This is a genomic window from Homoserinimonas sp. OAct 916, assembly GCF_003260275.1.
GTDB lineage: Bacteria > Actinomycetota > Actinomycetes > Actinomycetales > Microbacteriaceae > OACT-916.
Genome location: NZ_QJHB01000010.1, coordinates 54,856 through 67,762, shown reverse-complemented (window position 1 = coordinate 67,762; position 12,907 = coordinate 54,856). Strand labels below are relative to the sequence as shown.

General features: G+C 66.3%; 11 protein-coding genes and 1 pseudogene. 9 read left to right on the top strand and 3 right to left on the bottom strand.

All coding sequences use genetic code 11. From position 1 onward, the window contains the following. Positions 1-84 precede the first annotated feature (84 nt). The 6 genes from DL891_RS12695 (at position 85) to DL891_RS12670 (ending at position 6,328) form a co-directional block, all read left to right on the top strand. On the top strand, positions 85-1,227 hold the full coding sequence (locus tag DL891_RS12695; RefSeq protein WP_111720810.1) for a Re/Si-specific NAD(P)(+) transhydrogenase subunit alpha: 1,143 nt from the start codon (positions 85-87) through the stop codon (positions 1,225-1,227). Continuing rightward, positions 1,227-1,565: an NAD(P) transhydrogenase subunit alpha gene (locus DL891_RS12690; RefSeq protein ID WP_111720809.1), complete on the top strand. Its 339-nt coding sequence runs from the start codon at positions 1,227-1,229 to the stop codon at positions 1,563-1,565. Before DL891_RS12695 ends, DL891_RS12690 begins: the two co-directional genes overlap by 1 nt. After that, entirely contained in the window at positions 1,562-2,938 is a 1,377-nt protein-coding gene (locus DL891_RS12685) for an NAD(P)(+) transhydrogenase (Re/Si-specific) subunit beta (RefSeq protein WP_111720808.1), read from the top strand. The genes DL891_RS12690 and DL891_RS12685 overlap by 4 nt, the downstream gene beginning before the upstream one ends. A gap of 294 nt (positions 2,939-3,232) precedes the next feature. After that, positions 3,233-4,330 carry an LLM class flavin-dependent oxidoreductase gene (locus DL891_RS12680; protein WP_232819159.1) on the top strand — a complete coding sequence of 366 codons (1,098 nt, stop codon included), beginning with the start codon at positions 3,233-3,235 and terminating at the stop codon, positions 4,328-4,330. 182 nt (positions 4,331-4,512) lie between these two features. Further along, positions 4,513-5,691, top strand: coding sequence for an LLM class flavin-dependent oxidoreductase (locus DL891_RS12675; protein WP_111720806.1), 1,179 nt, complete (start codon positions 4,513-4,515; stop codon positions 5,689-5,691). A gap of 1 nt (position 5,692) precedes the next feature. Continuing rightward, entirely contained in the window at positions 5,693-6,328 is a 636-nt protein-coding gene (locus DL891_RS12670; protein WP_198668886.1) for an FMN reductase, read from the top strand. A 22-nt stretch (positions 6,329-6,350) separates the two neighbouring features. Here the strand turns inward: DL891_RS12670 and DL891_RS12665 are convergent, their stop codons facing one another. Together DL891_RS12665 and DL891_RS12660 are read right to left on the bottom strand one after the other, a co-directional pair. Next, complete coding sequence (locus tag DL891_RS12665; RefSeq protein WP_111720804.1) at positions 6,351-7,547, bottom strand: hypothetical protein; 1,197 nt, start codon at positions 7,545-7,547, stop codon at positions 6,351-6,353. Positions 7,548-7,556: 9 nt separating this feature from the next. Then, entirely contained in the window at positions 7,557-8,975 is a 1,419-nt protein-coding gene (locus DL891_RS12660; protein WP_111720803.1) for a pyridoxal-dependent decarboxylase, read from the bottom strand. Positions 8,976-9,109: 134 nt separating this feature from the next. On the opposite strand from DL891_RS12660, the gene DL891_RS12655 reads away from it, so the two are divergent. The 3 genes from DL891_RS12655 to DL891_RS12645 all read left to right on the top strand — a co-directional run bounded on the left by DL891_RS12655 (position 9,110) and on the right by DL891_RS12645 (position 12,265). Beyond that, positions 9,110-9,463: a zinc ribbon domain-containing protein YjdM gene (locus DL891_RS12655; RefSeq protein WP_111720802.1), complete on the top strand. Its 354-nt coding sequence runs from the start codon at positions 9,110-9,112 to the stop codon at positions 9,461-9,463. A gap of 151 nt (positions 9,464-9,614) precedes the next feature. Continuing rightward, the gene (locus DL891_RS12650; RefSeq protein ID WP_111720801.1) at positions 9,615-11,546 is read left to right on the top strand and encodes an HNH endonuclease signature motif containing protein; all 1,932 of its coding nucleotides are present in this window, start codon (positions 9,615-9,617) and stop codon (positions 11,544-11,546) included. A gap of 215 nt (positions 11,547-11,761) precedes the next feature. After that, on the top strand, positions 11,762-12,265 hold the full coding sequence (locus DL891_RS12645; RefSeq protein ID WP_111720800.1) for a hypothetical protein: 504 nt from the start codon (positions 11,762-11,764) through the stop codon (positions 12,263-12,265). Positions 12,266-12,291: 26 nt separating this feature from the next. Here the strand turns inward: DL891_RS12645 and DL891_RS12640 are convergent. Further along, positions 12,292-12,831, bottom strand: a pseudogene (locus tag DL891_RS12640) (VWA domain-containing protein); the annotation flags it as partial. Between the last annotated feature and the right edge of the window lie 76 nt (positions 12,832-12,907).

Below are 12,907 nucleotides of genomic sequence, written 5' to 3'. Positions count from 1 at the left end.
TACGCTACAAAGACGAAGAAGTATCAGCGCCGTACCGCAGCGGGCAAGGTCCGTGGCGTGACCGGCCCAGGGAGAGGGGCGCGCATGCAAGTGGGCGTGCTATCGGAACGCGTCGACGGTGAGCGCCGCGTGGCGGTCACGCCGGAATCGGCGAAGCAACTCATCGCGGCCGGGCTGGAGGTTCTGGTCGAAGCGGGCGCCGGGGTGAAGGCGGGGCTTCCGGACTCCGCCTACACGGAGGCCGGCGCCATCGTTCAGAACTCTGTGGACCTGTCGGTGCTCGACGTGCTCTGCCACGTGCGCCCGCTCACCGCCGCGCAGGTGGCCGAGCTGCACCGAGGCGCCATCACGGTCGGACTGGCATCGCCGTCGACCGAACTGGCCACCGTGAAGGCGCTCGCCGCCGGCGGGATCACCTCGTTCGCTCTCGAACTGGTGCCGCGCATCTCGAGGGCCCAGTCGATGGACGCCCTCACCTCCCAGTCGCTGATCACCGGCTACCGGGCCGTGCTCGAGGCGGCCACCCGGTTCTCACGCTTCTTCCCGCTGTACATGACCGCGGCCGGCACCATTCCGCCGGCGCGGGTGCTGGTGCTCGGCGCCGGAGTCGCCGGGCTTCAGGCGATCGGCACCGCGAAGCGGCTGGGCGCCCGTGTGTCGGCCTACGACGTGCGGCCAGCGTCCGCCGACGAGGTGACCTCGATGGGTGGAACCTTCGTACACCTCGACCTCGATGCGGTCGAGGGCCAGGGCGGCTACGCCCGAGAACTCAGCGAAGACCGGGCACTCAGGCAACAGCAGCTGCTCACCCCACACGTGGCCGGCGCCGACGTTCTGATCACGACCGCGGCCATCCCCGGCCGGGCGGCTCCGCTGCTGGTCACCACCGAGATGGTCGCCGGCATGCGGCCCGGCTCGGTGATCGTCGACCTTGCGGCCGAGACCGGCGGCAATGTCGAAGGCGTTCTGCCGGGTGTGGACCATCAGGTGCCCACCACGGTCGGCGACGGTGCAGTCACCCTCTACGGGTTGAAGGATGCTGCATCCGACATGGCAACTGATGCGTCCCGGCTGTATGCAAAGAACGTGTCGAACCTGATCGAGTTGATGACCGCCGAGGGCGAGGTTGCCCCCGATTTTGACGATGAACTCGTGGCCGGAACCTGCCTGACCCATGACGGGCAGGTTCGGCATGCGCCCACCGCGGCGGCATTGGAGGGAGACTGATGGATGCAGTCACCCTATTGACGGTTGTCGTATTGTCGGTGTTCGTCGGCTTCGAAGTGGTGTCGAAGGTGACCAGCATCCTGCACACCCCGTTGCTCTCGGGTGCCAACGCGATCCACGGAATCGTACTGATCGGCGCGATCATCGTCGCCGGGCAGGCCAGCGACCCGTGGTTGCTGACGGTCGCGTTGATCGCCGTGGTGCTCGCGACCGCGAACCTGGTCGGTGGATTCGTTGTCACCGACCGGATGCTCGAGATGTTCCGTGGCCGCAAGGCCCCAGCCACGACCACCGCCGAACGGCAACCGGAGACCGCCGCGAAGGGTGACACGAAGTGAACCTGCTCAGCCCCGAATGGACGGCCCTGCTCTACCTGGTGGCCGCCATCTGCTTCATCCTCGCGCTCAAGGGGCTCAGTTCGCCCCGCAGCGCCCGCCGCGGCAACCTGATCGGTGCTGCCGGTGCCCTTCTCGCCGTGCTCACCCTCTTCTTCTCGATGAAGATGGAGAATATCCCGCTGATTCTCGCCGCGATCGCGCTCGGATCGCTGATCGCGGTGCCCGTCGCCCGGCGGGTTCACATGACCGCCATGCCGCAACTGGTCGGTGCCTTCAACGGTGTCGGTGGCGGTGCCGCTGCTCTGGTGGCGTTCCTCGAACTCGAGGAGCACAGCGCGAGCCCGTGGATTCGGGTCGCGATCGTGTTCACCATGTTGGTGGGGGCAATCTCGTTCTCCGGTTCAGCCGTGACAGTCGCGAAGCTGCAGGGCATCATCAGCGGGCGCCCGCTGATCTTCCCCGGCATGCGCTGGGTGATGGTGCTGGTGCTGGCCGCGGCGGCGGCGATCGCTGTCCTCCTCGTGACGACCGGAGACGGAATGTGGGGCGGCATCCTGCTGGCAGTCGGGCTGGTTGCCGGGTTGCTGCTGGTGTTCCCTGTCGGCGGGGCCGACGTGCCGATCGTGATCTCGTTGCTGAACGCGTTCACGGGCCTTGCAGTCGCCGCATCCGGTGTGGTGCTCGGCAACGTGTTGCTGGTCGTCGCCGGAACCCTGGTCGGTGCCAGCGGAACGATCCTCACCCGCGTGATGGCCCAGGCGATGGGGCGCAGCGTTGTCGGCACCATGTTCGGTGCGTTCCGTGGCGGCTCCACGGCCGGCTCGACCGCGATCAGCGACCGCCCGGTGAAGTCGATGACCGCGCAAGACGTCGGTGTGCTGCTCGCCTATGCGCAAAAGGTGGTGATCGTGCCCGGCTACGGCCTCGCCGTCGCCCAGGGCCAGCACACGATCGCAGAGTTGGCCCAAGTGCTCGAGGCGCGCGGGGTGGAGGTGATCTTCGGCATCCACCCTGTGGCCGGCCGGATGCCCGGGCACATGAACGTGCTGCTGGCCGAGGCGAACGTGCCCTACGAGTCGCTGAAAGAGATGTCCGAGGTGAACCCCGAGTTCAAAACCACCGATGTGGTGCTGGTGGTGGGCGCGAACGACGTGGTGAACCCGGCCGCTAAGACCACGCCAGGCTCACCGATCTACGGCATGCCGATTCTCGAGGTCGGGGATGCGGGCCAGATCGTCTTCCTCAAGCGTTCGATGCGGCCCGGGTTCGCCGGAATCGAGAACGAGCTGCTCTTCGACCCGAAGACGTCGCTGTTGTTCGGCGATGCCAAGGACTCGTTGACGCAGGTGCTCACCGCGGTCAAAGAGAGCTGACGCGCGACCGGGGCGGTTTCGGAAGCCCCGCAGGCGCGTGAAGCTACAGGAGCACAGGGTCGCCGGGCCGCTCTGAGCCCCCGCGAGCCTCTCATCCTGAACTTTTGGCTGCGGCGGTCGCGATTTCAGCGAAGCTGATCGTCTGTGGTTGGGTCGCTCAACCCGCGGTGAGCCCGGCTGCGTTCTACGTTGGCCGATGCCGCCCGCAGCGATCGTCTCGACGTCACGACCGGATCAGGTCGCTGTGCCGGAATAGTCCCCGCCCGTGCGTGGTTGAGGGTGAGGATGACTACTGTGCCTGCTTCCGAACCCGTGTCCGCCCCAGACTCCATCCCGACGTCGCGATCCGGCTCCCTCGCGCTGTCGGTACTCGACCTGATTCCGGTTCGTGGCAACCAGACTTCTGCCGACGCCATGCAGGCCACTGTGGCCTTGGCGAAACGCGCCGACGAGCTCGGCTTCACGCGCTACTGGTTGGCGGAGCACCACAACATGCCGTCGGTGGCGGCCACGAACCCGCCGGTGCTGATCGGCCTGATCGCGGCGCAGACCGCCCGCATCCGGGTCGGGTCTGGCGGGGTGATGTTGCCGAACCATTCGCCCCTGGTGGTGGCGGAGCAATTCGCCCTCCTCGAGGCGGCGTTCCCCGGCAGAATCGACCTGGGCCTTGGCCGGGCGCCGGGCAGCGACCCGGTGATCACCGCGTTCCTCAGACAGAGCGGCACCACCAGCGAGGTGGACAAGTTTCCGGACCACATTCGCGACATCCGGGCGTTGCTCCATCCTGAAGGAGCCTCGTTGCGTATCGCCTCAGGCCAGGACTACCTGCTCAAGGCCACCCCGCGTTCGGGCAGTGTGCCTGACGTGTGGCTGCTCGGCTCCAGCGACTATTCGGCGAAGCTGGCCGCGGCACTCGGGTTGCCCTATGTGTTCGCCCATCACTTCTCCGGTGAGGGCACCGAGCGTGCGCTCGAGCTGTATCGCACCGGATTCACCCCGTCCGAGGCGTGGGCCGAACCTCGTACCTTCTTGACGGCGAATGTGTCTGTGGCGCCCACCCGGGCCGAGGCGCTCGCACTGGCCCTGCCGCAATTGCAGCAGATGGCCCGGCTGCGCTCCGGCCAACAGCTCAGTGCGGTCGACACCGTTGAAGATGCCGCCCGGGCATCGATGACCGAACTGCAGCAGCAGATGATCGACCGGATGATCGAACGCTGGATCATTGATGAGCCTGTGGCGGCAGCCGACCGACTGCGTGAATTGGCATCACGATTCGGCGTTGATGAGGTGATGGTGTCTCCGTCGGCGTCCGCCTATGCCGCCGAGTCGGCACAGGCCGCCCCCGGCCGGGTGCGCACGCTTGAGCTGCTCGCTGCCGAGTTGCTCGTCTGATCCCGCCCGCACCCCCGAGCGTGCAGTAGTCGAGGGAATAGTCGATTCATTCCCTCATCTACCGCCCACTGGGGCTCCTTGAGGGGGAAAGGAATACATTCGGCACAGACGGCGTTATCATACCTATATGCAAACGCATGAAGATTGTGGCGAGTAGGCACCACACGCAGGCGGAGGACAGAATGCAGTTCGGAATATTCAGTGTCGGTGACGTGACGACCGACCCGACCACGGGGTACACCGTCACTGAGTACGAGCGAATCAAGTCGATGGTGGCCATCGCCCAGAAGGCCGAGGAGGTTGGCCTCGACGTCTTCGCGACGGGGGAACACCACAATCCGCCGTTCGTGCCGTCCAGTCCCACCACTCTGCTCGGGTTCATTGCGGCGACGACGAAGAGGCTCATCCTGAGCACCTCAACGACGCTGATCACCACCAACGACCCGGTGAAGATCGCCGAAGACTTCGCCATGTTGCAACACTTGGCCGACGGCCGCGTCGATGTGATGATGGGGCGCGGCAACACCGGCCCCGTCTACCCGTGGTTCGGCAAGGACATCCGCCAGGGCATCGAACTGGCGGTGGAGAACTACGCGTTGCTGCATCGGCTGTGGCGGGAGGACGTAGTGGACTGGTCGGGTAGGTTCCGCACCCCGTTACAGGGTTTCCAGTCCACGCCCAGGCCGCTGGACGGCGTTCCCCCCTTCGTCTGGCACGGCAGCATCCGCTCGCCGGAGATTGCCGAACAGGCGGCCTACTACGGCGATGGCTTTTTCGCCAACAACATCTTCTGGCCGAAGGAACACTACATGCGGCTGATCTCGCTCTATCGCCAGCGGTTCGAGCACTACGGCCACGGAACCGCCGACCAGGCGATCGTCGGGCTCGGCGGCCAGGCGTTCATGCGCAAGAACTCGCAGGACGCGGTGAACGAGTTCCGGCCGTACTTCGACAACGCCCCGGTCTACGGCCACGGTCCGAGCATGGAGGATTTCACCGCGCAGACCCCGCTCACCGTGGGCAGCCCGCAGGAGGTCATCGACAAGTACGCCTCCATGCGCGACAGCTTCGGCGACTACCAGCGCCAACTGTTCCTGATGGATCACGCCGGCCTTCCCCTGAAGACGGTGCTCGAACAGCTCGATCTGCTCGGCGAGGAGGTCGTGCCAGTGCTCCGACGCGAATTCGCTGCTGACCGTCCGGCTCACGTTCCCGATGCCCCCACCCACGCATCCCTGCTCCAAGCGAAGCTCACCCAGCAGTCGGCAGGTATAGGCTCGGCAGGGTCAGCAACCGGAGAGTCGGTGTCGGGATCCGCCCTGGTAGATGCGTCATCCCCGTCAGTGAAAGCAGTTGAATGATATGGCCTCCCGCAGGATTTCGGTGGTCACCGCCGGGCTCAGCCAGCCGTCGTCGTCGCGGCTGCTCGCCGATCGCCTGGCCGATGCCACCGTGGCGCGGCTTCGCCTGGACCAGATCGATGTCGCCGTCGACGTGTTCGAACTGCGCGACATCGCCACCGAGGTGACCAACAACCTGCTCACCGGCTTTCCGAGTCCGGCCCTTGGCCGCGTCATCGACACGGTCACCACTGCTGACGGACTGATCGTGGTTTCGCCGATCTTCACCAGCAGCTACAGCGGCCTGTTCAAGTCATTCGTCGACCTGCTCGAGCCGCAATCCCTGTCCGGCATGCCCGTGCTGATGGGAGCCACGGGCGGCACGCCGCGCCATTCGCTGGCACTGGAATATTCGATGCGACCGCTGTTCACCTACCTGCACGCGATCGTGGTGCCGACGGCCGTCTTCGCCGCCACCGCAGACTGGGGCACCGAGGCGGATGTCGCGAACACCCTGCCCGCACGGATCGAACGTGCCGGCGCCGAACTCGCTGAATTGGTGTCCGTCTCCACTCGTTCGCCCTCGCCGGTCGACCCGCTGGCGTTGACGACATCGTTCACCGATCTGCTCGGCGAGCACACGCCCCGCTCCAAGTGAGAATCTGGTTGAGCGCCTGGCGCTAGAACGGGCTGAAGAACTCGCCGGCAACCGGGCCGAGCACGACCGTGAACATGAAATAGACGATCCCGGCGAAGATCAGGGCAAAGATCACGATGCCCGGCCACGGCGTTCGTCGCTTCAAGCGAGAACCACCTGCCCCGATCCGGTTTGAGCTCAAGGAGACCCTGGCCAGTGGGTCGCCGGCTGCGACCATCCGCTCGTCCCGATACCGTTCACTCTGGCTGAGGGTTTTCGCACCGACCGTGTCGACGATCCGGAACAGCCGGCGCAGCGTCACCTCGTCGATCATGTCGAACGGTGTCGAACTGTAGACGAACATCCAGTCGTCGACGATCTCCACGTCGAAAGCACCGGCGTTGTCGATCAGCAGCGCCATCAGGTCGGGGGTGAAGATGTAGAGCGCGTCGCGCTGGTAGTCGCGCGGGCAGTACAGCGTGAAATGGCGGTCGAAGTCGCCCTCCAACGAGAGCACCTGGTCTTTGCTGAACGACACAGGCAGGTTGGAACCGAACAGGGCGTTGTTGCTGCGCGCGTCCAGCATCATGTGGGGGAGTCGCCGGTCGAGTCGGAGGGCCATGAAACCCCAGAGGCGGGTCACCTTGTCGTCTCCGGAGCCGGTGCTGAAACGATAGTTGCCGATGTCGAGGAAGCGGCCGGACGCCGCCTGCAGGCGGTCGTAGGCGACCCGATCATTGCCGTAGCCGAAGATGCTGCCCGGATACTGCGGATTCGTCGAGTGCGGATGCGCGCTCAGCCCGTTCGCGGCGGCAAACGTGAACAGGCGGTACCATCTCGCCCATTGGCCGCCGGCGCTACGTTGACGAATGATCCGCACGATGACCGCGACGAAGATTGCGACAGCCGCCAGGCCGATCACGGGCGCGGCGAGGGCGCCGCCGCCACCGAAGCCGTTTGGCGAAAACCCGCCCGATGTGCTCACCATCGTGACCACGACTCCGCTCAAGATCATCGCGCCGACGACAAGAAAGACGATCACAAGGACCGGGACGATGATCCAGATGAGCAGCGTGGACGGGGCGAATGCCGCCCACGGTTCGCGGTCGGCTTTCGCTCGGCGCCGGAATTCGCGCACCGCCGCCGGGTCGAGTCGAGCGGTCAGTGCGCTGTAGTTTCGTCCGTCGGACTGTGCCTGGTGTTCTGGCGTGGCCGGTTCGGCGGAGAAATCGTCAAGCACCGGGTAAGCCTACGCCTGCCAGGCAACCACGTCCCGCAGGGCGGCCCACAGCTTTTCTACGTGTCGGCGCTCGGTGCCGAGCGAGCCGACCGACAGGCGTACCATCCACTGGCCGTCGAGGATGGCCGGCGTCACGAAAGCGTGCCCCGAGCTGTTCAGCGCCTCGGCCCAGGTCTGCGTGTGCGCATCGAGTTCGTCGCGGGTGAGTCCGTCCGGTTCGTGGCGAACGCACACCGTCTGCAGGTTCACCGGTGCAACGACGTGCCACCCTGGTTGCGCCGCCACCTGCTCAGCCAGCCAGCGGGCATTCTCCAAGTCACGGCGCAACCTGGCCTGAATCGCCTCGACCCCCTCGGCGCGGAGCATGAACCAAAGCTTCAGCGCACGAAAACGGCGCCCCAGCGGGATGCCCCAGTCGCGCAGGTTCGCCACCTCGCTGTCGACGCTGGACTGCAGATAGCTCGGGTTTGTGCTCATCACCCGCACCAGATGCTGCGGGTCGCGCACGAAGTAGAGCGAGCAGTCGAACGCCACCCCGAGCCACTTGTGCGTGTTCACGACAATCGAATCGGCGTATTCGATGCCCGCCCACATCCAGCGGCATTCCGGCAGGATCATCGCCGATCCGGCCATCGCCGAATCCACATGCAGCCACACGCCGTTCGCCTCGGCGATCCGCCCGATCTCCTCCAGCGGGTCGATAGCGGTCGTCGCCGTGGTGCCTGTGGTCGCCACCACGGCGCACGGGGTGAAGCCGTTCACCGTGTCATCGGCGATCGCCAGGGCCAATGCCTCCGGGATCATCGCGTGATCGGCATCCGTCTCGATGTACCGGATGTTGTCTCGGCCGAAGCCTGCGAGCAGGGCCGCCTTGTCGACCGAGCTGTGCGCGTGCGCCGACGCGTAGATGCGCAGCGGCCTCTGACCGTCCTGCAGTCCTCCGCGAACAAGGGCGTAGTCGGATGCCCGTTCCCGGGCGCTGATCAACGCAACCAGGGTGCTGGTCGATGCCGTGTCCTGGATCACCCCGCTGAACCGGTCGGACAGCCCCAGCAACTGCCGCATCCAGTTCACGGTCACCTCCTCCACCTCGGTCAGGGCCGGGGCGGACTGCCAGGACAGGCCGAGTGAGCCGAGCCCGGTGGAGACCAGGTCGCCGAGCACCGAGGACAGGCTGGAATTCGCCGGAAAGTAGCCGAAGAATGACGGATGCTGCCAGTGCGTCAGTCCCGGAACGATCAATTCGTCCACATCCGCGATGATGTCTTCGAACGGCTCCGGTTGCTGCGGCGCCGCAGTCGGGAGTTTCGCCTTCACGTCCCCGGGGGACACCTGTGACATCACCGGGCGGTCCTCGATCTGCTCGCGATAGTTGGCGATCAAGTCGATCAGCTCGTGGCCGTAGGTGCGGAATTCGTCGGGGGTCACGGCTGCTCCTTGCACTGGTGGAATCTGTCGCTCCCATTCTGGCGTGCGCGAGGAGGTTCCACGAACAGGGCGGAGCGCGACCACCAGCCTGTGCGGGTGGGGAGCCGGACGTGATCCGGCGGTAGCCTGAACAGATGACCGATTCTCTTCCCCTGTGTCCCGAATGCGCCAGCGAGCACGCCTACGAGCTGGGAACACTGCTGGTCTGCCCGATGTGCGGGCATGAGTGGGCGCCGGTCGCCGATGCGGATGGAGAGGATGCCGACGATCCCGTTATCAGGGACGCTGTCGGCAACCCGCTGGCCGACGGCGACACCGTCACCGTTATCAAAGACCTCAAGATCAAAGGCAGCTCCACCGTGATCAAGGTGGGCACCAAGGTACGCGGCATCCGATTGGTTCAGGGGGTCGGCGACCACGACATCGACTGCAAGGTCGACGGCGTGGGCCCCACCCAGCTGAAGTCGAGCGTCGTCAAGAAGGTCTGAGCTCGGCCGTTGGCCTCGCCCTTCATCGTTGTTTGTCCTTCGGATCAGCAAGAACGATCGAAGTTGTACGTGCGAGTGAGTCCACCACGGTGATCCACCGGTTTTTCGCGGTGCCCGAGGCAATGTCGGTGGCCTGTGGTTGACTCTTCATATGGAACAAACGTTCGAATACCCGGCCGGCGACGGGCCCCGCGTCACGCGGGTTCCCCGGGCCGATGGCGCGGTACCGAGCGCCTCCTTCACCCCGGCCGGTTTCGACGAGGAAACCTGGGTCAACCTTCTCGCCGAGGCCTATACCGCGATGCCCGACACGGACCTCACCGACCTCGACTGGGACGCCCTGGTGCGTGGGTGGGACGTCGATGACTTGATACCCCCCGGTGACCGGATCGGGCCCCGATCCGGCGAGAACGGCACGGTCCGGACCGGTGCTGACACGAGCGGTGCCGGACAGTTCAATGCCCACAATGACAGTGCCAACGAGTACAGCTACAGTGCCAACGAGTACAGCTACAGTGCCAACGAGTGCAGCGCTGGCCGGCCCAGTGACGACCAATTCACTCCGGACAACTTCACTGCCGGCCTGTTCGCGGCTGACCGGTCCAATGTCGGCGCCCCGTACGGCAACCCGTGCGGCCACCCGTACGGCGACCCGTGCCGGGGCGACGACGGCACCGAGTTCGGTCCGGGCGACGAAACAGCGGCGGCGGCGATCGTCCGCACCGTGGCGCTTCGCCGACAGATGGGTGCGCTACAGGCGGCAGAGCTGCGCGAGCTGGCGGCGTTGGCGGTGTGGGTGCGGGCCGGGAACACCGAACTGTACGGCACCGCGTTGGACAGCACCGGGCGGTCGATCGCGCACCGGTCGGTGGTCGCCGATCTTGCCCTCGCGCACCGGGTCTCCGACCGCAGCATGGCTCGTCGGGTCGGCGACGCCGAAACCTTCGTCACCGACTACCCCGTCACGGTCAAAGCCCTCGAGGCCGGCCGGATCGATCTCGGCCACCTGAAGGTGATCGCCGAGCACGGCCTGCCTATCCAGGACCCGGCCGCGCGCGCCGCCTATGAACAGGCGGTGCTCGAGAAAGCGGCCGAGGTCACCCCGGGGCGACTCGGCCGGTATGCGCAACTGACCGCCGCGAAACTGGGCGAGGTGTCCTTCCAGCAACGGTACGACCAGGCCCACCAGCAGCGTCGGGTCTGGGTGACCGACATCGGTGACGGCATGTCCGAGCTCGGTCTCACCTTGCCGACCGTGTTGGCGGAGGGCATCTTTGACCGGCTCACCCAACAGGCCAAAGCGATCACCACCGCCGCCGGTCCACGCACCTTTGCCCCGCACACCATCGACCCGAACAGCTCCGCCCCGAACAGCTCCGACCCGAACAGCTCCGCCCCGAACAGCGGCACCGGCATCCAGCTGACCGGGGAGCGGCGCAGCTACGACCAGCTCCGGGTCGACCTGATCGCCGAGCTGCTGCTCACCGGGCAACCCACCGGCTGTGAAGACGCACCCCACCACGCCGGGATCGGCATCCGCGCCGAAGTCGCGATCGTGATCCCCATGCTCACCCTCCTCGACACCACCACCGACCCCGGCACCAGCACCGACGCCGGCACCTGCGCTGACGTCGACACCGCCGGGAAAGACTCCCTGGAGCCGGCGACGATCGCCGGGAAGGGCCCGATCGACCCGGCCACCGCCCGACGGCTGGCCGCCGACGCCCCCAAACTGATCCGGCTGCTCACCCACCCGGTCACCGGCATGGCGTTGACCGCCGACACCTACCGGCCGTCCGCGAAACTCCGCCGATTCTTGAGGCTTCGAGACGGCCGCTGTCGACACCCCGGCTGCAACCGGTCCGCCGCCCGGTGCGACCTCGACCACACCATCCCCGCCGAAGCAGGCGGCCCCACCACCCCCGAGAACCTGGAACACCTGTGCCGCAGCCACCACACCCTGAAACACCACGGCGAGTGGAAAGTACGCCAGGTCTCACCGGGAGTGCTGGAATGGACCAGCCCCACCGGACAGGTCGTCACCGACGCCCCCGACACCTGGCCCACCTTCACCGAGGCGTGAACGGCAGTCACCGGGGCCAGCCAGCGTCCCCCAGTCCGCGCCAGCGTCCCCCAGTCCGCGCCAGCGTCACCCACTTCGCGCCAACGTCACCCAGACCGAGCTTCCATCGCCCAGGCCGAACACGGCCACCGGGCAAGACGGTACGCGCCACGGCCACCTGCCCGCTCTCATGCAAGAGCCAGACTTCGGCGACAGATCGAGGCTAGGGTCGGAGCATGCACCGCACCAGCCTGGCCCTCCGTTTCGTCGTTCCCGCCGTTTGGCTGGGACTGATCATCGGCATTTCCTTCCTGGAGGCGCCGCTCAAGTTCCAGGCACCCGGGATCACCATCGAACTGGGTCTCGGCATCGGCCGCCTGGTCTTCTTCGCGATGAACATCACCGCCCTGGTGCTCGCCGTGCTGTTGACGGTCGCGATGATCCGACCGCGCGCCTCCAAACTGCAATGGCGGCTGCTGCTGGCGCTCTGGGTGGTGCTGTTGACTGAGGTGCTGCTCATCCGCCCGCCGCTGAATGCGAGAACGGATGCCCTGCTCGCCGGGCAAGACACCGCGGGCTCACTCTGGCACTACCTCTACATCGCGGCCGACGGAACCCTATTCGTGTTGCTGATCATCTTTGTCGTCGTGACGGCTCGGAAACTGTTCCCGGCGGCAGCGCACGGCGCTCAACCGGCCGACCCGGTCGCCGTAGAAGCCGTCGACGCACGAATCGTGTGATTGCACGGCATCAGGAGCCTGGCCGGTCACCGGTCGTGCGGCGAGAGTTCAGTCGGTGCTGGTGTGGCCCACCGGATTGAAGGACGGGACGTACCGCTGTCGGAACGGATCGCGGCCGCCACCTCTTCAAGCGCCTCGTAGCTGTGCCCGCTGACGAAGGCGTCGCAGTAGGGGAGTGCCGCGGCCATGCCGCCCACCAACGGCTGAAAGCCGAGGGTGGCCTTGCGCGGGTTGACCCAGATTATCCGGTGCGCCAGACGCTTCAACCGGGCCATCTGCGCAGCCACATCAGCCGGGTCGTCGTGCGCCCAACCGTCCGAGAGAATCACGATCACGGCACCTCGGGCAAGCCCGGGGCGGCCATGGTCGTCGATGAAACGACGGACGCTCTCGGCGATCCTCGTGCCGCCCGCCCAATCGGAGGTGCTCGAGGCGGCCCGGGCCAACGCCAGGTCCGGATCATGCGTCGCCAACTGCCGGGTCAGACGCGTCAGCCGGGTGGAGAAGACGAACGCTTCTGCGCGCGCCCCGGCGACCGCCCCTTGGAGCAGTGAGAGGAAGATCCTCGTGTACGGTTCTTGCTCGCCTGGGTCGGGTGTGCAGCCGTACTATCGGTGCCGAAGCAACGCCGGCAGGCACCCG

Excerpts from the sequence above, each read along its gene's own strand:
- DL891_RS12695 (WP_111720810.1), top strand. The coding sequence starts at position 85 with ATGCAAGTGGGCGTGCTATCGGAACGCGTCGACGGTGAGCGCCGCGTG.
- DL891_RS12690 (WP_111720809.1), top strand. The coding sequence starts at position 1,227 with ATGGATGCAGTCACCCTATTGACGGTTGTCGTATTGTCGGTGTTCGTC.
- DL891_RS12675 (WP_111720806.1), top strand. The coding sequence starts at position 4,513 with ATGCAGTTCGGAATATTCAGTGTCGGTGACGTGACGACCGACCCGACC.
- DL891_RS12670 (WP_198668886.1), top strand. The coding sequence starts at position 5,693 with ATGGCCTCCCGCAGGATTTCGGTGGTCACCGCCGGGCTCAGCCAGCCG.
- DL891_RS12655 (WP_111720802.1), top strand. The coding sequence starts at position 9,110 with ATGACCGATTCTCTTCCCCTGTGTCCCGAATGCGCCAGCGAGCACGCC.
- DL891_RS12650 (WP_111720801.1), top strand. The coding sequence starts at position 9,615 with ATGGAACAAACGTTCGAATACCCGGCCGGCGACGGGCCCCGCGTCACG.
- DL891_RS12645 (WP_111720800.1), top strand. The coding sequence starts at position 11,762 with ATGCACCGCACCAGCCTGGCCCTCCGTTTCGTCGTTCCCGCCGTTTGG.